This is a genomic window from Chryseobacterium sp. Marseille-Q8038 (assembly GCF_965111995.1).
The window spans coordinates 789,065-807,529 of the sequence record NZ_CBCOPN010000002.1 but is presented as its reverse complement, the minus strand read 5'-3'; the positions used below and the strand labels follow the sequence as shown (position 1 = coordinate 807,529).

General features: G+C 34.3%; 17 protein-coding genes and 2 tRNA genes. 11 read left to right on the top strand and 8 right to left on the bottom strand.

Annotated features, from left to right (window positions below; translation table 11 throughout):
• Positions 1-168: 168 nt before the first annotated feature.
• From ACWPWS_RS17605 to ACWPWS_RS17585, 5 genes are all read left to right on the top strand, one after another.
• Positions 169-390 carry a hypothetical protein gene (locus ACWPWS_RS17605; RefSeq protein ID WP_454047389.1) on the top strand — a complete coding sequence of 74 codons (222 nt, stop codon included), beginning with the start codon at positions 169-171 and terminating at the stop codon, positions 388-390.
• 47 nt (positions 391-437) lie between these two features.
• On the top strand, positions 438-779 hold the full coding sequence (locus ACWPWS_RS17600; RefSeq protein WP_454047388.1) for a hypothetical protein: 342 nt from the start codon (positions 438-440) through the stop codon (positions 777-779).
• 4 nt (positions 780-783) lie between these two features.
• On the top strand, positions 784-1,890 hold the full coding sequence (locus ACWPWS_RS17595; RefSeq protein ID WP_454047387.1) for an agmatine deiminase family protein: 1,107 nt from the start codon (positions 784-786) through the stop codon (positions 1,888-1,890).
• Between the two features lie 235 nt (positions 1,891-2,125).
• Entirely contained in the window at positions 2,126-2,758 is a 633-nt protein-coding gene (locus tag ACWPWS_RS17590; protein WP_454047386.1) for an HdeD family acid-resistance protein, read from the top strand.
• A 129-nt stretch (positions 2,759-2,887) separates the two neighbouring features.
• On the top strand, positions 2,888-3,247 hold the full coding sequence (locus ACWPWS_RS17585; protein WP_454047385.1) for a hypothetical protein: 360 nt from the start codon (positions 2,888-2,890) through the stop codon (positions 3,245-3,247).
• Here the strand turns inward: ACWPWS_RS17585 and ACWPWS_RS17580 are convergent.
• The 5 genes from ACWPWS_RS17580 to ACWPWS_RS17560 all read right to left on the bottom strand — a co-directional run bounded on the left by ACWPWS_RS17580 (position 3,245) and on the right by ACWPWS_RS17560 (position 10,055).
• A tRNA-Gln gene (locus ACWPWS_RS17580) sits at positions 3,245-3,315 on the bottom strand. The two genes, ACWPWS_RS17585 and ACWPWS_RS17580, sit on opposite strands and share 3 nt — an antisense overlap.
• A 292-nt stretch (positions 3,316-3,607) precedes the next feature.
• A complete protein-coding gene (locus tag ACWPWS_RS17575) occupies positions 3,608-3,808 on the bottom strand; it encodes a hypothetical protein (RefSeq protein ID WP_209787232.1) in 201 nt (66 codons plus the stop codon).
• 9 nt (positions 3,809-3,817) lie between these two features.
• Entirely contained in the window at positions 3,818-8,635 is a 4,818-nt protein-coding gene (locus ACWPWS_RS17570; RefSeq protein ID WP_454047384.1) for a leucine-rich repeat protein, read from the bottom strand.
• 1 nt (position 8,636) lies between these two features.
• On the bottom strand, positions 8,637-9,377 hold the full coding sequence (locus tag ACWPWS_RS17565) for a hypothetical protein (RefSeq protein ID WP_454047383.1): 741 nt from the start codon (positions 9,375-9,377) through the stop codon (positions 8,637-8,639).
• 607 nt (positions 9,378-9,984) lie between these two features.
• Positions 9,985-10,055: transfer RNA gene (locus ACWPWS_RS17560), tRNA-Gln, on the bottom strand.
• 99 nt (positions 10,056-10,154) lie between these two features.
• Here ACWPWS_RS17560 and ACWPWS_RS17555 point away from each other — a divergent pair.
• From ACWPWS_RS17555 to ACWPWS_RS17535, 5 genes are all read left to right on the top strand, one after another.
• Positions 10,155-11,183, top strand: coding sequence for an AMP-binding protein (locus ACWPWS_RS17555; RefSeq protein WP_454047382.1), 1,029 nt, complete (start codon positions 10,155-10,157; stop codon positions 11,181-11,183).
• Between the two features lie 10 nt (positions 11,184-11,193).
• The gene (gene arfB / locus ACWPWS_RS17550; RefSeq protein WP_454047381.1) at positions 11,194-11,586 is read left to right on the top strand and encodes an alternative ribosome rescue aminoacyl-tRNA hydrolase ArfB; all 393 of its coding nucleotides are present in this window, start codon (positions 11,194-11,196) and stop codon (positions 11,584-11,586) included.
• A 47-nt stretch (positions 11,587-11,633) separates the two neighbouring features.
• Positions 11,634-12,275, top strand: a complete 642-nt coding sequence (locus ACWPWS_RS17545; RefSeq protein ID WP_454047380.1) for a hypothetical protein — start codon at positions 11,634-11,636, stop codon at positions 12,273-12,275.
• A 295-nt stretch (positions 12,276-12,570) separates the two neighbouring features.
• Positions 12,571-12,951, top strand: a complete 381-nt coding sequence (locus tag ACWPWS_RS17540; protein ID WP_105681483.1) for a GreA/GreB family elongation factor — start codon at positions 12,571-12,573, stop codon at positions 12,949-12,951.
• Between the two features lie 428 nt (positions 12,952-13,379).
• On the top strand, positions 13,380-14,354 hold the full coding sequence (locus ACWPWS_RS17535; protein ID WP_105681482.1) for a deoxyhypusine synthase family protein: 975 nt from the start codon (positions 13,380-13,382) through the stop codon (positions 14,352-14,354).
• Positions 14,355-14,723: 369 nt separating this feature from the next.
• On the opposite strand, the gene ACWPWS_RS17530 is transcribed toward ACWPWS_RS17535, so the two are convergent.
• Positions 14,724-14,870, bottom strand: coding sequence for a hypothetical protein (locus ACWPWS_RS17530; protein WP_185097866.1), 147 nt, complete (start codon positions 14,868-14,870; stop codon positions 14,724-14,726).
• Between the two features lie 73 nt (positions 14,871-14,943).
• On the opposite strand from ACWPWS_RS17530, the gene ACWPWS_RS17525 reads away from it, so the two are divergent.
• Entirely contained in the window at positions 14,944-15,240 is a 297-nt protein-coding gene (locus ACWPWS_RS17525; RefSeq protein WP_209787254.1) for an MGMT family protein, read from the top strand.
• Positions 15,241-15,529: 289 nt separating this feature from the next.
• On the opposite strand, the gene ACWPWS_RS17520 is transcribed toward ACWPWS_RS17525, so the two are convergent.
• Positions 15,530-15,925 carry a helix-turn-helix transcriptional regulator gene (locus ACWPWS_RS17520; protein ID WP_454047379.1) on the bottom strand — a complete coding sequence of 132 codons (396 nt, stop codon included), beginning with the start codon at positions 15,923-15,925 and terminating at the stop codon, positions 15,530-15,532.
• A 534-nt stretch (positions 15,926-16,459) separates the two neighbouring features.
• Positions 16,460-18,352 (bottom strand): molecular chaperone HtpG, encoded by a 1,893-nt coding sequence (htpG, locus tag ACWPWS_RS17515; protein WP_209789273.1) that lies wholly within the window; start codon positions 18,350-18,352, stop codon positions 16,460-16,462.
• Positions 18,353-18,465 lie beyond the last annotated feature (113 nt).

Here is an 18,465-nt window from a genome sequence, read left to right as displayed (position 1 = left end):
TTATTTTCTGTAAATTAGATAGGAAATAAGAGCACCTGTCTTTTATTTTCTCTGTATGAAAAGAATGTCAATTTAGGACAAGATTTGGTTTTTTGAGAGATGTAATTTTGCACCTGTAAATCATCATAATGATGAAGCTGCAATGTAAAACTTAAAAAAACAAATAGAATGAAAAATATATTTCTCCTCATCTTATTACTTCCTTTTTATGCCCAGTCACAAATTTCTATACAGGCATATGGCGGAAATAAAGAGACGGAACTTCTTGGGATTTATAATAAAGATTTCAGTGGAAAATGGAATTATTTTGCTTCAGGAACCATGAGCTACGATTATCAGTCAGGAAAAGTAACCCCGAACTTTATCAGAATATTAATTATGGAATTATAAAGAACCTGGGTGTTTCTGCGGGAGTCCATATTTCAGACAAAGATATTATGCCGTCTGTAGGGCTGGCATATGGAAAAGAAAATGATGTTTTTGCCATCAATGTATTTCCTGCATTTACCTATTCTACTGAAGCAAAAGAATTCGGGCTTGGGCTTTATACCTTATTGGAGTACACTCCCAAAATCAATGAGCGGCTTAATCTTTACAGCATGTTGATTGTAGAATCCGATTTCAGTTTTAAAGAACATCAGTCCAGTAGTCAGATTATCCGTTTAGGAATAGAAAATAAGAAAAAAATGCAATTGGGTATAGGAAGCAATATTTCCCAAACAGGAAGCAGTTTTGACACCGATATCAATTTCGGGGTATTTATAGGAAAGAAATTTTAATGATATGAAAAAATTATTCACACTCACTTTTGTATTGAGTTTTATACTAAGTATGGCACAGACAGACTATCATTTTCCAGAGGAATCTTCACGACATGAAGGAACATGGCTGCAGTGGCCGCATCACTATCAACATGGAATCACTTACCGTAAAAGGGTAGAGCAGACATGGGTAGATATGACAAAAGCCCTTCAGTACGGCGAGAAAGTTCACATTATTGCCTATAATGATGAAGAAAAAAACAGAATTATCCGTCTTTTGGAGGAAAATAAAGTTCCGATGAAGAACGTTGATTTTAAGGTTTATCCTACCGATGATGTATGGATCAGAGATAACGGACCTATTTTCGTAAAAGACAACAAAGGAAATGTTCTTATTGAAGATTGGGGATTTAATGGATGGGGTGAGAAATTTGATTTTGAAAACTGTGATGAAATTCCACAAAAGATAGGGGCAGACCTTGGAGTAAAAGTAATCAACCTGAATGAAGAAATGGTTAACGAAGGAGGTTCTGTAGAAACTGATGGGAATGGTGTTTTAATGGCTTGCAAAAGCTCTGTAATCAGCCAGAAAAAAGGAGCTGTCAGAAACAAAGACATCACGCAGGAGGAAGCAGAAGAAATGTTTGAAACTTATTATGGAGTATCCAAAGTAATCTGGCTGGAAGGAGTGACAGGCCTGGATGTTACCGATATGCATATTGATGGTTTTATGAAGTTTATTAACCATAATACCCTGCTTACCATGAAAGATGATGATCTTCTTGAGCTGGGACTTTCTGAAAAAGATGTCAATACCCTTTATACTGCAACCAATGTCAACGGAAAAGAATATAAAAAAGTCTACGTACCAGCTACCAAAAATAAAGTGAAAACAGCATACGGAAAGCAGTTGGAAGAAAAAGGCTCCTATGTTAATTATTACGTAGCCAACACCGTTGTATTGGTTCCGAATTATGGAGATCCTAATGATAAAATTGCCAATAAGATTATTCAGGATCAATATCCGGATCGAAAAGTAATAGGAATAGATGTAAGAAACCTATATGAAAACGGAGGAATGGTGCATTGTGTAACCCAGCAGCAGCCTGCCGGAAATCTGGTAAGATAAATTTAAAGAATATTGAAATTAATTTTTTGTAGATCAGATGAAGTCAATTGAATAAATGGCTTCATTTGATTCTTGTAAAAACAATTCACGGAATCTGAAAGGTTCCTCGGTTATTTTTCGTAAATTGGTAAGAGGATATATTTCAAATTCAGGTGAAAATTATAATCTGTTTGAAATACCTGCGGATAAGCCGAAAACCGTTACAAAAAAGTAGGCAGGACCAAAAAAGACACCTATGGCCAATTTATTTCAAACCCTTACCAACACTGTAAAACATTGGTACATCCCATTAATCTTTGGAATTCTTTTCCTTATCTGTGGTTTTTATGTATTCAGTGTACCCCTTGCAACGTATGTTACACTTTCTATTTTTTTCAGTGTTTCATTTTTATTTTCAGGAATTACTGAAATATTTTTTTCCTTGCAAAACAGTAAATCCTTACAGGGATGGGGCTGGTTTCTTGTAAGTGGATTATTAACAACTGCAATAGGGGTTTATCTTATTGCAAACCCTCAGATTTCTATGACAGTACTTCCTTTTGTGATAGGATTTACTTTGCTGTTTCGCTCCTTTCAATTATTAGGATTTGCCTTCGATCTGAAAAGCATGAGAATTATGAGTTGGGGAAATGTAGCGCTGGCCAGTGTAGGAGGAATCATTTTTTCTCTGTTGCTGATATTTAATCCGGTGTTTACAGGAATTTCGTTAGTAACCCTTACAGGCGTTTCTTTCATTTTCATGGGAATTGCTTCCATTATGCTCGCTCTGGATTTAAGGAAAGTCAAAAAGATTCCGGGAAAAATAAGCCAGGAATTAAGAGACAGAATCAAATCGATACAGGAAGAGATTGATGATCTTAAAAAATAATAAACGAATAAATCTAAATATAAAAGGCCTTGCAAAGGGTCTTTTTGTATTTTTAGAGAATAAAAGAACTGCTAAAACAAAAGTGAAAGAAAGGTCATAGATCTTAATGATCATTAAAAAAATATCTGAATGGAAACCAAAAAGGTGAAATTAAATATCGCAGAGTTAAAAAAGCTTCTCAATATTCTACTTGTGCATTTAAATAAACAGAATGATACAGCTTGTGTAGAATTTGAGAAAGATTTATACTGGAATATAACAGACGAAGAATTATATGATCCTTATAAAGATCCAGTAGATCTCACGATAGGAAGCTTAGTAGAAGATTGGGCATTTTTACAGAAAGTTGTGAAAGATAAGCGGGAGATCTTAGACCATGATTTGTCTAAATTAGGATCTATTCTAAAATTCCTGGGAAGTAGAAGATTATTGATAAATAATGAATCTTATTATAAACAAAAACCATCCTTAAAAAAGGATGGTTTGTAGACCCACAGGGATTCGAACCCCGACTGACGGTACCAAAAACCGGAGTGCTACCGTTACACTATAGGTCTGCTTTATTTTGGTGATGCAAATTTATATTTTTTTCTTATTTACAAATATCTTCTTTCAATTTTCTGCTGTTTACCTTAAAAAAAATAGACTTTTACTCCCATAACAATTGATGGATGGATAAAAACAAAAACCATCCTTTTTAAGGATGGTTTGTAGTCAAAGCGAACAAATGCTGAACCAAATAGTTGAAGACCTTATAGTTCTATCAAAGCTAACATCATAAAAACATATTTGTAATTATAGTATTATTCTAACTGATTCGTTATTATATTCGGTCGTATTTTGAGCATATTAATTAATTTCTTCTGTTTTCACCTCAATATCAATTTCTTCAAAATCATCAGGAGTTTCCTGAATGGGTTCTTGAAGCTTAATTCCATCAAGATAATAAGTCGTTCCCAAATAGATTTCATCGCCAAAAACAACTCCATCTGTTTTTCTTTTAAAGCATTTCCCAGGATCCGCTTTAATTATATTGTCTGTCTGTGTCATATTTTATTATTATGTTATCGGATAAATTTTTGCGGCAAAATAGCTCCAGTTGGTTGCCGTTTTATAAGCAGAAACGCTTTCTGCAGGAACATGAATTTCTACTTTATCAATAATAATCCCATCAGAAACGAGATTTGTACCTACCAAAATAGGAGGTGTAGTTGCCAATACTTTTACTACTACTTTTTTAACACTGGTTTGACCACCAGCTGCAATCAGATGCATGCAGCCATTTGCCATATAATTAATAGAAGCGGGAAATATAATAGTTATTTCACTTTCACCCGTTCTTAATTTTAGTCTTAAACCAAATGAATCTATTCTTTCCAGACTTGTACATCCTGTAAGATCAATAAAATTAGTAACATAATCTTCAACATTTGGATTGTTTATATTCGTGGTAAGCATTTCCGGAAATATTCGCGTGATATAAGGGAGATTGTACTTACCAGCTTTGGGATACTTGTAGGTAAACGAATATGCATCGTAAATCTTAACATTTTTAAACAAATTAATGTCTAGGTATTTTCCCATAATTGGGGAAATACCCAATTCTTCAACGTTATCAAAGTTGCCATTTATAACACTTGTTTCGTATAATTGAAAGGCATTTCTCCCTATTTTCTTGATATTGGGTGGAAAAGTTATACTTAGCAATGAGTTGTTGTCAAATGCATGATCTCCAATAGTTTCTACATTTGTAAAAAATCTAAATTCATCAAAACTTCCACCTAAGAATGTTTCTGAATTAATAAAAGGATTAAAACTACTGGCAGGTATATCAGTAACAGATCTTGCCTCTGAAAAGCTTAATTCACCATCACCATTAGTATCATAGGCTTTTAATAATGCAGTTTTTCTTGTTATATCCGAAATCTGAATAAAATTGGTAATGTTTGTATAAGTAAAATGAAAGTCGGGCCAATTAGCTTCCATGAAATCTTTATCTTCTTGATAAATATTAGTAAAAGTCCATTTTCCTTCAACGATAGAATGTGGGGCTGTATTACCTAAATCATCAACTCCTTTAGCATTTATAAGTGGAAAGAAATTTTCGCTAGAAGTACTACTTCCATTTAGATTATTAATTCTCACTCTGCTCAAATTTTTAAGATTTGAAACAATATCATTAACATTAATTAAAGGACAATCCTTAATTACAAGAGTTTTTATAGAACTTGCCGTAAAAGTTAAATTAGAATTTTTAATAAATTTTTGATTATCTAATATTAAAGTATTTGCTGTATTTGGCAAAATTAAAGAAAAGAGCAACCCGCCTTTAGGTAGCAATACAGAGGTTATTCCTGTTCCTGCAGCAGAAATATTTTTAATACTTGTACAAGCAGTTAAATCTATTGACTGTTTTAAATTTGGGCAATTTGAAATATCTAATTCTTCTAAAATTGTATTATTACCAATAAACAAGTTTCTCAAGTTTTGATTTGAATAACCGGAAATTTGACTTCCTATTCGTAATTTTGACAAATTCGTCGCTTTTGAAACATCTAAAGTACCCAGATACTTTCCTGACAAATCTCCAAGATCTTTAATTGCAGATGCACCATAAATAATGGTTTCTGTATCGTTAAAAGTAATAGCCGGAGCTTGAACTAAAGATGCAACATTTTTTCTAAGCCTCGCACGGTTGATATAGGAACCAAATTTAATTTTAGTGTATCCGTCTTTTTGAGCCGTTAGTAAAAAATTAGCATTGGGAGCAACTACAGGCGTACCCGAAGGTGTATAAAGTCGCATCGTGATATAATCAGATGAGAAAGTAGACGTGTCATACTTTCCGTCCATATATCTGAATCTATTTAATAACCAATAATTCCTGTGCGATTTTCTTGAGCCTTGTGCGGTGTATAAGTAACTTCCGTTCCCGGCAATAACCAAAGGATCTATATATTTATATTTCGCATCTTCATTGAAAATACTTTCCGCCCATTTGTCAGATTCTAATGTGTTGAAATAAGTATTACACTTATCATAAGTCAGAATTCCTGAAGTTCTCATTTGCTGGTATAATGCGGTAATTTCAGTATCAAAAGCAACTTCAACCAGTTTCCAAAGCTCTGAAAGCGCGCCATTCCAGACAAAACCACTTCCTACTTGGTCGTGAGCTTCCACCCAATAATCATACACATTGTGGCCCTCGTTATTAAGACCTAAAACCGTGTCGTTATCATAAAATATAAGATACCAACGGTTGTTTCCTTGCGCATCCGGATACATCGCAAACATTTGATTTTTAGCGCGCTGATCAACCATTGCAAAAAACTCAGTGAATACATAATAAAACAGTAAAAATTGAATATTAAAATGATCTTGAGCCTCGGCTTTGAATTTTGCAGGATTATTTTTGCAACTCACAATCCATGTATGCAAAGCTTCAAGATTCGATGTATCTTCATTATCTTCCGGATATCTTCCCTCAAAATCATTCTTCCATAAATGCTTACCATTTCCGTCTACACTTTGAAAATCTGTAGCAATAAATAATGTATTATCTGACGTATTGTTTAAAAATTCCCAACATTCCTGACCCCCTGTAAAACCTGTTGTTGCTTCATTAGACTTATCATTATTAAAATTATATTTTCCTAAGAAAATACGCTCCGAATCTGGTGTCGCTCTGTGAAATATAAGCATTGGAAACCCATCCATCGTAGTACGGATATCAGGATTAATTAATTGTGGTGGAACTAAATAACCCAATTGATTCAAGGAATCTTGTGCAAGTCTCGCCAAACCAATATTGTGAGAACCAGAAGACTCCATAAAATCGGCTTTAAAAGTAAATGTCTTTTCCGCCAATGAATTATCACGAAGCTTGTATTTTGAAGAATTTATTTCACCATTTTTAAAACCTCCATTAAATTTGATTTTAAAGTTTTTTCGGGGATAATATTGTGATGATGTACCCTGAACATCAATACTCGCATTTACATAAGAAAACGATTTTGTAGAATCTTGAGCATTTTCATACTCTCCAACAATTGTTTTTTTATCGCCTTTATAAGTTGGCAGATCTCCAACAATGGTTAAGCATGGAATTGATTGTAAACATTTATCGTAGGACAAATTTCCGAAGGCATCGTACAATTTATTTCTCTCGTAAATATTGACTTTTTCAACCAGGTTATCCATGTCAGCGATGTAATTTGACAACATCTGATCCGCGTTTAGATTATTATTATAAACCCTGATATTGTATAGATTAATAGTACAATCACTGCTTCCAATGGTAATGTTTTGAGGAGCTTGTTGTAAAAAGCTGTCTAATGAATTATACTGATATAATGAAGATATAATTCCATTGATATACACAAATACCAATCTTTGATCTGCAACCTTTGTAACGACTACACTTACACGGATCCTTTCCTCTTCTTTAAAAAATATGGAAGTACCGTCCTGCTCAGAACTGAACGAAAACGAATTTGAGGTAGCAACAAATCCAACATTTCCATTTTTACAAGAAAAAATAGTACTGTCACTGTTTTTTATATCTGAAGTTGAAAATTCAAATTCTAATGTTTTACCACCTGTTTTAAAATCATTTTCAAAAATCTTGAAAGGAATCTCAACCCTTGCATTTCCGCTCACTTTAAGTGCCACAGAACCCTTTGAATCCTGAACCCATCCATTGGTGCTGAAATCAAAATCAGTAAGAGTACATGACAGGTTTTTGTATTTCCACTCGTTTTTGTTAATCTCTGAATTGCTTCTGTTTCGACTGCTTAAAAATAATTCCAGGCCTAACGTTTCGGCTTCAACCTGAATATCAAACGCTGTTACAACTACTGAAGTATTTTTCGTGACATTGCCACATTTAAAAGTTACAGTGTGTGCACCTGAGTCCATAAATGTATAGGTGAACTTCTGCAAACTTCTATTTACTACCAATTCTGAAACCTTCAATCCGTCGACCAAAATCTCAACATCGCTATAATTTGATGATGGTGAATACACCAGATATTCAATCGAAGCTGGAGCATATTGATTAGCGGCAACATTATTTGCTGAAGAAACCAGAGGCGTTAAATTACCAGCAACAACACTGATGATATCTGTAAATAAGTGATTGCTTTCAATGATCTCTCCTGACAAATCAGCGGTCATATACACCTCTAAAATATGAACTCCGTGAGACTGTGCTGGAATTTCATAAAGAAGCTCTTTGTTATTTATTGAAGTAACTACTGGTGGAAGATCTGATCCATTTAATTTGAAATGAATCGTCTTCTCTACATTCCCGGTTGGAATATATCGAAAAATGATTGGTCCCGAATTAATAGTGGTCTTGTCGTAGGTAGTACTTAAAGCAAGTGCTATTGTTTGAATATCATATTTTAATTTCCTATTATTACCATAACTATCGGTGATACTGAGCGTTATTGTATTATCTCCCGCCAAAATATATGACGTAATATCTATCTCATTGACTCCCTGATTAATGTTTTTATTAAATAGAATCGTATTTCCCTTTAAAATACTCGCAGTTCCTCCGCCAGTCACACTACCATCAACGCTGTCGATGGATGACCACGAAAAAACTATTTTAACTTCGCTTCCAAATGATTTTATGAATGATGCAGGTATTTCAGATTTTGCGCGGAAAACAATTCCATTGGCTCCTCCGGTTCCTCCACCAGTTCCATATTCACTTTCTGACTTTTCTCCTAACGCTGAATATGCAATCTGTTTAATGATTTTTCCCTCTTCATTTTTAATGAAGAACATCACGGGATAAATGAAGTTATCTGCAACTTCTTTATCTGATCTTTCATAATTTGTAAAATAAATTCTTCCTGTATATCTCATTTTAATCTTCTTGTGTTAAATCAATAAAACCATCTGTTCCACCTCCTGGCATATTAACCTCCAGAACAGACCAAACCAAACCGTCATAGGAAATTATCCCGAAATTTTCAACCTTAACTCCTGAAGCATTTTCGTAGACTCCACTCCCTGCCCAAAACCATTTTGCTGATCCAGGCTTAACAATAATATGATCAGTAGGCCTTAAAATTCCTCCAAAGGAAGAATTTGCTCCTGAACCTTTAAGCAATTCTATCTGCTCCCTGTTTTCTTTGATGTAGTCTACGATTTTCTGAAGCTTATCAAGATTATCATCATTCGAAGTTAGTATTTCGTTGATTTTTGCAGTCAGCTCAAGCATTTCATTATCTTTTGCCTGAAGTATATTTACAATTTCCCCGATTTGCTCCTTTGTATAGACATTTCCGGTCTCTTCACCATCGTCTATAGTGGCTGCCAGTTTGATCTTTAATTTTTCTTTCCATTCTTCTACATTGCTAGCAGTAAGATTGGATGCATTAAGTCTTGCGAGCACTAAATGGTGTGCGCTTTCATCTTGCAGATGATTTGTAAAAGTTGTGCTGGATACCGTTTTTTGAAAAGTTTCATTTAAACCCGTTACCTCATCCATCCTGATATTTTCATCTAAATGACGGAATGAAGAAAAGGTCTGTTGAAACTGATTTTCTGTGGGTATATCACCCTTTTCAAACCAGCTAAATATTGTTTTTAATGGTACTTTCATTATTATTGAAAATTAGTTTTTATAAAATTGATGATTTGAGGGAAAGTTGGTTCCTGATAGACTTATTGTCGTTAAATAGAAGTCTATTTCTTTTGGGTAATTATTGATTTTCGCCCTCTTTTATCGTACTGTCAATTAGTGAATTATTAATATGGTTGCAACTTAGAAAACATATATTTTCGCAATGTTTTTTGTAATTTATTTTAAATCAACTACATTCTTTTACATTTTTTCTATACTGTTTTTCTTGGCATTTTTTTTTTGATTCCAATGATCATTCACATTCTTTAGAGTGCAAATTTCATTGTTTTTTGGTCCTTATAAAAGTTTTTTGACCTCACTATTCTGTAGTTGCAGTAACACGTATTTTTAACAGAGATAAGACGGTGTGAATTAATAATCAATTCACGATAAATGGACTCGTGAATATTGTAATCGCAGCTATATATTTTTATTGGGAAGTGATTTGAAATAAGGAACCAGATTTGAGTTTGATCATTTTTTTGATAAAGCCACCTATTTTTATCCAGCTCTAAGTTTTTATCCTTTTTTATTTTTCAAAAGAGAACAAAAAACAAAAACCACTCTTAAAAAAAAGAGTGGTTTGTAGACCCACAGGGATTCGAACCCCGAATGACGGTACCAAAAACCGGAGTGTTACCGTTACACTATAGGTCTGTTTTATTTTGGTGGTGCAAATTTACAGCTTTTTTCTTTATATACAAGAACTTTTTGATTTTTTTTTTAAATTTACTGTAGAATTTATTTACAGAAAACATGCTGATAGACTTCAATAATCTCAATACTAATAAATTATCATTCGATACGGAATTTGAAAAGAAAGTGAAAATTTTTCTGGAAGAATGGTTTTCAGAAAAAACAGAAGTAAATGTTCAGACTTCAGGCTCTACCGGAGTTCCGAAAATTTTTGAAATTGAGAAAAAGAAAATGATCAATTCCGCAGTAATGACCTGTAATTTTCTGGGATTAAAAGAAGGTGATAGTGCATTACTTTGCCTGCCTGTAGAATACATCTCAGGAAAAATGATGATTGTCCGTTCCATAGAAAGAAAATTAAAATTAAAAATTGCTGAACCTTCTTTAAAACCGGTGGAAAATCTGGATGAAGAAATAGACTTTTGTGCTATGACACCTCTTCAGGTAGAAAACTCTCTGGAAAAGCTTCATCTGATTAAAAACCTGATCATTGGAGGGGCTGCCGTCTCAGAAAGTCTGAAAAGTAAAATTCTGCAAATGAATCTTAGTTCTTCAAATCGTATTTTTGAAACCTATGGAATGTCTGAAACCCTTTCCCATATTGGCTTAAAACAATTGATGCCGGAACAGGAAGACTATTTCACTGTTTTTGAAAATGTGTCTATTTCTTTAGATGACAGAGGTTGCCTGAAGATCTTTGCTCCCAATGTAAATGCTGCTGAACTGCAAACTAATGATTTAGTTGATATTAGAAATGAAAAACAGTTTAAATTCCTTGGAAGAATTGACAATGTGATTAACTCAGGAGGAGCAAAAATTTTCCCGGAAACACTGGAGACATTGGTGAAAAAAGAACTTCCGAATGAAGCGGTGTTTATGGGTCTACCTGATGAAAGTTTGGGTCAGAAACTGATATTGATTATAGAAGGAAATAAATCTGATGAGGTGATCAAAAAAGTGATGGAAATCCCTTTTGATAAAAATTTCCATAAACCAAAAGAAATTATCTTCATCAGTGAAATTCCGAGAACTCCTAACGGGAAAGTAAACAGAATGGAACTGTATAAAAGCATCAACATAAACCTCTAGTCACCAAAAAATGAAAGACTTTTCAAAAGAACTCAGTTTCAAAACTTCCCGCAGCAGTGGTGCAGGAGGACAGAATGTCAACAAAGTGGAAACTGCTGTTACCGTGCTTTGGAAAGTAAGTGCATCAGAAGTTTTTAGTGAAGATGAAAAAATACTGATTCATAATAAACTGAAAAACAGAATTAATATTGAAGGCTTTTTATTCCTGACGGTTTCCGAAAGCAGAACCCAGCTGATGAATAAAAATAAAGCCATTGAAAAAATAATTGAAATCGTAAACAAAGCACTCATTGTTCCCAAAAAGAGAACGGCAACAAAACCCTCAAAAGCGCAGAAGCAAAAAAGGCTGGATGGCAAGAAAAAACTTTCAGATAAAAAAGAAAACAGACGCTTCAGGTTTTAACTTGTTTCTCTCACAGAAAGCATTATTTTGCGAAAACTTTTAAAACCATGATCAAAAAATTAATCTTAGTTGGAGTATTCTCAATCTCCATTATGTCTTTCGCTCAGAAATTTTCCATAAGACCTTCCGTTGGGTACGCATGGAGAACTGCAAAAACAATTTCCGGACTTAGTAAGGAAGAAAAAGAATATGTAAAAGACCTGAAAAATGGATTGAACTTTGATATTGCTGCCCATTATGAAGTGAAAAATGGTCTTGCATTCGGATTAAAATATTCTAATTACAGTGCATCCAGTGACGGATTTCTGCTTGGTTATGTAAATGGAATGCCCGTGTCTGTTCCTGTAACGACAAAGGATAATATTACATTTTTCGGTTTCTCCGGGCTTATTTCAAATAATCATTTGGCGACAAGACATAAAATATTTGCAGATGTAGCGTTGGGAGTAATGTCTTATACCACAAAAACAGGAGATGTAAAAGGTACAGGAACTACTTTCGGGGCAGAAGTTGATCTTGGGTATCAGTATCAGGTTAGCAAGAATTTTCTGATTGGCCCAAAAGTAGGTTTAAGCGGTGGAACCCTAAATAAAATGAAGTATAACGGAGTCACTTATAAATTTGATGGTGATCAAAAAGAAGGTTTGCACAGAGTTTCTTTAAGTGCAGCCGCCACATTCTGTTTTTAAGCAGTATCTTTGTTAGAGTTAATAATAATTGATAATGACAGCAACAATCTTTTTATCTGCAGAACGCCGCCGGTCAGGATTGCTGCTGTCTTTACTTTATCTTCACACAGATTCTTTTCTGAAAAGTTCTAAGGACTTCATCCTATAAGCCCTGTCAGGATCCAAGACAGGGAATCAATTCGGATTTTATGTATTACTTTTTTGCAGTTTTCTATAGAAGAAGGCTGTTCTACACCTGGATTCTACATTGGATCATCAGGGAATAACTGCATTTAATTTTAAAAAATTGAAGAAAATGTCCAATCATATTATTGTAACCACCGGAATTTATGATGCTATAAAAGATACACTCAGAAGAAAAAAAGTGAGCATCGAAGAAGAAAAGAGATTAACTGAAGAACTTAGAAAGGCAAAACAGGTTTTGAGAAGAGATCTTCCTGCCGATATTGTAACCGTTGACAGAAAAGTAACCTTAAAAGACCATACATTAGATTTTGAGCATGAATATATATTTGTGCCTTCTACCAAACAAAAGCTAAAAAAGAATAAACATTCTATCCTTTCGGATATTGCCCTGGCAGTCGTTGGATATAAAGTAGGAGATGTGATAGACTGGCCTTTCAGAGACGGAGAAAGGAAAATCGAGATTCTGAAAGTGGAAACCTGGGAAGGATAACCCTTTGTTGAATATTATTAAGTTAAATTACAATAGGAAAGCGTGGCTCATTTGAGCTGCGCTTTTTTATAGCAATGTGTTGGAAAACGTAAGGGCGCAAATTTTTTAAATACTAAATAGTTGTAGGTGCAAGGATTTTATCTTCGATGAAATTTTATACTGTATAATTTATCTCACGTTGATTTTGCAGATCATATAAAAACCTGTGTGATCTGTGAGAAAATGATACTTTCCCTTGCTGAAAATCTTAGATTTCTCTGTATCTTAAATATTCATAAAGCTTTAAAATCCTTTGTGTCCTTGCGTTTTCCAACAACTTATACCTTCCTCATTTAACAAATGATAAAAAAATACTTCTCTATGATACTTTCTTCAAGTGCTTTGACTGCATTCCGTTTTTAAGTTTTATCTTTGCAAAAATTAAAAAAATGAGCAAACCAATTTCTGAATTTATAGAGAAATATTACCTGCACTTCAATGCAGCTGCATTGGTGGATGCATCTAAAGGGTATGTTGCCCATCTTAAAGATGGCGGGAAAATGATGATCACTTTAGCTGGAGCAATGTCTACTGCTGAATTGGGTAAAATTCTTGCAGAAATGATCCGTCAGGGGAAAGTAGATTTTATCTCTTGTACAGGGGCGAATCTTGAAGAAGATTTAATGAACCTTGTGGCACACTCTCACTATGAAAGAGTTCCTCATTACAGAGATTTAACGGCTCAGGATGAGTGGGATCTTTTAGAAAGAGGTTTAAATAGAGTTACTGATACATGTATTCCTGAAGAAGAAGCTTTCAGAAGATTACAAAAACATATCGTAGAGATTTGGAAAGACGCAGAAGCTAAAGGAGAAAGATATTTCCCTCACGAATTCATGTACAAAATGATCCTTTCAGGAGTATTGGAGCAGTACTATGAAATTCCTAGAGAAAATTCTTGGATGATTGCTGCGGCAGAAGCTAATTTACCAATCGTAGTTCCGGGATGGGAAGATTCTACAATGGGGAACATCTTCGCTTCTTACTGTATCAAAGGAGAGCTTACAGCAACTACAATGAAATCAGGAATTGAATATATGACTTATCTTGCGGACTGGTATACTAAAAACTCTGCAGGAAAAGGAGTTGGATTCTTCCAGATTGGTGGAGGTATCGCAGGAGATTTTCCTATTTGTGTAGTTCCAATGTTGTACCAGGATATGGAAATGCATGACATTCCTTTCTGGTCTTATTTCTGCCAGATTTCTGATTCTACAACATCTTACGGTTCCTATTCAGGAGCTGTTCCAAATGAAAAAATCACTTGGGGTAAATTGGATATCACTACACCGAAATTTATCGTTGAAAGTGATGCAACAATCTGTGCACCATTAATGTTCTCTTATATCTTAGAAAACGCTTAAGAATAAACATCTCATCAGAGGTTACAATATCAGCGCTTCAATTTATTTGGAGCGCTTTTTTATTTTAGTATTTAGAAATAGATTTGTTTTAATAGCTCAAACTATTTAAACCATTAAGAAAAATTAAAAGAATAAGAAAAATTAAGTTTCATCTTTGATGAAAAATAAAGCACACAGCTAAAAAATAGCTTTAGCTATTCTCTTAATACCCTTAAAAACTTAAATGATCTTAACGGTTCAAATAAATAATGATATACAATTTTATCTCAGATAAAATTCTTACGTCTTTGCGTTTCCCAAAATTCAACACCAAAATCTGTGAAAATCTGTGTCATCTGCGGGAAAAACATTCACACAAATCCAGAAAAATCAATCCAAAGAATTCACCAGCACAAAATAACGATACGCCAGAATTCCCTTTTCAACCTTAGTCAGATGATTAGGATCTTTCTTACTCAGCTTCGGAAGAACTTTTTTATTAACGGCATTCAGCAGCCTGAAAAATGATTTTTTCATATCTTTATCTTTTAATGAAACATCATCGAATTTGATAGAGTTCAAAAATGATGCAAAAAGAGAATACTCAGCTATGGAAGAAATTTTCAAACAACAGGTTTACGAAGTGGCAAGACTTATTCCGAAAGGGAGAGTGTCTACTTATGGAGCCATAGCAAAGGCTGTTGGCTATCCAAATCATTCCAGGCATGTAGGAAAAGCAATGGGTGGATGTCCGAAAGATGTTCCTGCCCACCGTGTGATTTCCAGCTCAGGAGTATTATCTGTCCCGGAATTCCAGCCTAAACTGGAAGCAGAAGGAATCACTGTGGAAAATCTTAGAATAAAAAATTTTAAAAAACTGTTCTGGGATCCATTGACTGAATTGTAAATTTCAAAGGATTTAAATCAAAGAATTTTTTAACGCAAAGATTTTCTCCGTATTCTGTAATATTTTTAAGAGAGCAAAAAAGGGAATCAATTCCATTGATTCTTTCTAAGCGAACGCATTACCACACAGCTTCATCAACGACAAAGTCGGAATTCTTTGCTTCCTGAAATAAAACATTCGAATCATTAGTTCTCTGCGTTAAAAAAAACTAGCATGCATTAATACAGAAAAAATGTCACTCCATAGCTTAATATGAGTGACATCTATATTTTTACAGTTTCAAACCGTATTATTTTCTTCCTTTTGGGAGACCTTTCAGTTCATCTTTCAGTCTTTCATTTTCCTCTTTTAATAAAGCGATATAACCTTGAAGGTTTTCAATAATAGATCCTGGAATATTACTATAATTATTCTGACTATTAATTGTCCCAGCAGAAGTACCAGAATTGTCATTAAACACAGGATGATCATTATTAACAACAAGCGTTGCTTCATCCTCTTCATAAATGTCCTCAAACGGTACATCCAGAAAACGGGCAAGTTTGTCCCATTCATCTTTTACAATCCTTACATCACCACTTTCTTTTCTGCTGTAATTTGATACATCCGTTGCGATGAAGTCAGCTACCTGTTGTTGAGTGTAGCCTTTTTGCTTTCTGATGAGACGTAATTTTTCTTTTTGCATGACCGACATTTTATACAAAAATGGCAAAAAAGCAGAATCTATACAATAGAAAACAGAAAAAATGTAGAGCAAAGCAATGAAAGCGAATAGAAAAGGCGGAAAAGCTTTATAATATTAATCTTGTTGTGTTAATTGATGATGATTTTTAAGATTGTTTTTGTTTTGTTGGAAAAGCGCAAAGGCGCAAGGATTTCTATTTTTAAACTGTTGTAAGACACAAGAACATTTCGACCTCGCTCAATGTAAGATTTTCAGCAAGAATAATGGATAACGACTTAGCAGGATACAATTTTATCGGAGATAAAATCCTTGCGCCTTAAAACACATAGTATATAAAAAAATAGCGTCTTTGCGTTTCCAAAAAAACTCTCCACAAACATCTGTGGAAATTTAAGATTTTCAAAAAACTTAAGTGCTCTTCCCAACAGTATGATAATTAATTAATAAAACCTTAAGTGTCCAAAATCTTTTGTGGCTTTTGTGGTTAAAAAAAATAAAAAAAGACTGCTTCAAAATGAAACAGTCTCTTGTGTATTATTTTTCAAGTTGCTTATAGCTTCTCTGTATAAAATCTGTCAGGTCTTTTCCTTTCAGTAAATTTTGTGAAAGTTTGGCAAGATCCAGCGCATATTTGATCAGGCTTTCTTTCTCCTCAGCATTCTCCGTTTTTAAAATCTGATTAGAAAGTTCACTGTTGGAGTTCACCACAAGATTATACATCTCCGGGAAACCTCCCATTCCGAACATTCCTCCTCCGCCTGTTGCCTGCATTTCTTTCATTCTTCTCATAAATTCTGGCTGTGTAATAGTGAACGGAGCATCATTACTGTCAAGGTCTTCAAGCTGAACCGTAAATTTAGAATCCTGAATAGCCTCTTCTACATTCTTTTTCAAAGATTCTTTTTCAGTTTCGTTCAATTTTGAAATTACCGGCTCATCTTTTTTGATAAGATTATTTACATGATCTGCATCTACTCTTGCAAATGAAATATTTTCTTTTGAAGTTTCCAGTTTTTGAATCACGTGTGAAATAATAGGAGAGTCCAATAATAGAACTTCATACCCTTTATCTCTCGCAGACTGAATGTAGCTGTGCTGTTCATCAGCATTCGTTGCATACAGTACCACAAGTTTATTGTCTTTGTCTGTTTGTATAGGCTTGATTTTCTCTACCAATTCATCCCAAAGGAAGTATTTCCCATCTGTTGTAGGATATAATGTGAATTTGTCTGCTTTTTCAGCAAATTTCTCTTCCGTAACAATTCCGTACTCGATAACGACTTTAATATCATTCCATTTTTGCTCGTAGTCTTCACGGTTTTCATTGATTAAAGAAGCCATTTTGTCGGCAACCTTTTTCGTGATGTAAGATGAAATTTTCTTTACGGCACCATCTGCCTGTAGATAAGAACGGGAAACATTCAATGGGATATCCGGAGAATCAATTACTCCTCTCAGAAGCATCAGGAAGTCTGGAACAATTCCTTTTACTTCGTCTGTTACGAATACCTGGTTTTGGTATAATTGAATTTTATCCTTGTCGATATTTAAATTGTTGCTCAGTTTCGGGAAGAACAGAACTCCTGTAAGGTTGAAAGGATAATCAACATTCAGGTGGATGTTGAATAATGGTTCTTCAAACTGCATAGGATATAGTTCGTGGTAGAACTTCATATAATCCTCATTGGTCAATTCGCTTGGAGCAATTGTCCATGCCGGTACCGGATTGTTGATGATATTGTCTACCTCTTCGGTTTCAGCTACAGCATCTTCAGGAGCATCTTCTGGTAAAGGAAGTGTATGTGTTTTTGTTCCGAATTTAATTGGAACAGGCATGAATTTGTTATACTTTAATAACAGTTCACGGATCTTTCCTTCTTCTAAAAACTCTACAGAATCTTCAGCGATGTGAAGGATGATCTCTGTACCTCTGTCTGTTTTGTCTGTAGTTTCTTCAAGAGTGAATTCCGGGCTTCCATCGCAGATCCAACGTACTGCAGGTTCATCTTTATAAGATTTTGTAAGGATTTCCACCTTCTCAGCCACCATGAAAGCAGAGTAGAATCCAAGACCGAAATGCCCGATAATCCCTGAATCTTTTGCAGAATCTTTATATTTTTCCAAAAACTCTTCAGCTCCTGAAAAAGCAACCTGGTTGATGTATTTTTCAACTTCCTCACTGGTCATCCCAATACCTTGGTCGATAATGCGTAATGTTTTCTGCTCTTTATCAATCTTAACTTCAAGTTTTGGATTTCCATATTCCACTTTTGCTTCCCCAATGCTTGTTAAATGTTTTAATTTTAAAGTAGCATCAGTCGCATTAGAGATTAATTCTCTCAAGAATATTTCGTGGTCACTGTAAAGAAACTTTTTAATAAGTGGGAAAATGTTTTCCACAGATACATTAATATTTCCTTTAGTCATCATATTTTATATTTTAATTATTCCACATACTTCTCAAAAAAAATACCACCATGAGGAATGTGACAGAATGACATTTTTTTAGCCTGAAATGTATTCATCATGCGAATTTGTCG

Excerpts from the sequence above, each read along its gene's own strand:
- ACWPWS_RS17595 (WP_454047387.1), top strand. The coding sequence starts at position 784 with ATGAAAAAATTATTCACACTCACTTTTGTATTGAGTTTTATACTAAGT.
- ACWPWS_RS17535 (WP_105681482.1), top strand. The coding sequence starts at position 13,380 with ATGAGCAAACCAATTTCTGAATTTATAGAGAAATATTACCTGCACTTC.
- ACWPWS_RS17530 (WP_185097866.1), bottom strand. The coding sequence starts at position 14,870 with ATGAAAAAATCATTTTTCAGGCTGCTGAATGCCGTTAATAAAAAAGTT.
- ACWPWS_RS17590 (WP_454047386.1), top strand. The coding sequence starts at position 2,126 with ATGGCCAATTTATTTCAAACCCTTACCAACACTGTAAAACATTGGTAC.
- ACWPWS_RS17600 (WP_454047388.1), top strand. The coding sequence starts at position 438 with ATGCCGTCTGTAGGGCTGGCATATGGAAAAGAAAATGATGTTTTTGCC.
- arfB (WP_454047381.1), top strand. The coding sequence starts at position 11,194 with ATGAAAGACTTTTCAAAAGAACTCAGTTTCAAAACTTCCCGCAGCAGT.
- ACWPWS_RS17555 (WP_454047382.1), top strand. The coding sequence starts at position 10,155 with ATGCTGATAGACTTCAATAATCTCAATACTAATAAATTATCATTCGAT.
- ACWPWS_RS17545 (WP_454047380.1), top strand. The coding sequence starts at position 11,634 with ATGATCAAAAAATTAATCTTAGTTGGAGTATTCTCAATCTCCATTATG.
- ACWPWS_RS17565 (WP_454047383.1), bottom strand. The coding sequence starts at position 9,377 with ATGAAAGTACCATTAAAAACAATATTTAGCTGGTTTGAAAAGGGTGAT.
- ACWPWS_RS17525 (WP_209787254.1), top strand. The coding sequence starts at position 14,944 with ATGGAAGAAATTTTCAAACAACAGGTTTACGAAGTGGCAAGACTTATT.
- ACWPWS_RS17575 (WP_209787232.1), bottom strand. The coding sequence starts at position 3,808 with ATGACACAGACAGACAATATAATTAAAGCGGATCCTGGGAAATGCTTT.
- ACWPWS_RS17540 (WP_105681483.1), top strand. The coding sequence starts at position 12,571 with ATGTCCAATCATATTATTGTAACCACCGGAATTTATGATGCTATAAAA.
- ACWPWS_RS17585 (WP_454047385.1), top strand. The coding sequence starts at position 2,888 with ATGGAAACCAAAAAGGTGAAATTAAATATCGCAGAGTTAAAAAAGCTT.
- htpG (WP_209789273.1), bottom strand. The coding sequence starts at position 18,352 with ATGACTAAAGGAAATATTAATGTATCTGTGGAAAACATTTTCCCACTT.
- ACWPWS_RS17570 (WP_454047384.1), bottom strand. The coding sequence starts at position 8,635 with ATGAGATATACAGGAAGAATTTATTTTACAAATTATGAAAGATCAGAT.
- ACWPWS_RS17520 (WP_454047379.1), bottom strand. The coding sequence starts at position 15,925 with ATGCAAAAAGAAAAATTACGTCTCATCAGAAAGCAAAAAGGCTACACT.
- ACWPWS_RS17605 (WP_454047389.1), top strand. The coding sequence starts at position 169 with ATGAAAAATATATTTCTCCTCATCTTATTACTTCCTTTTTATGCCCAG.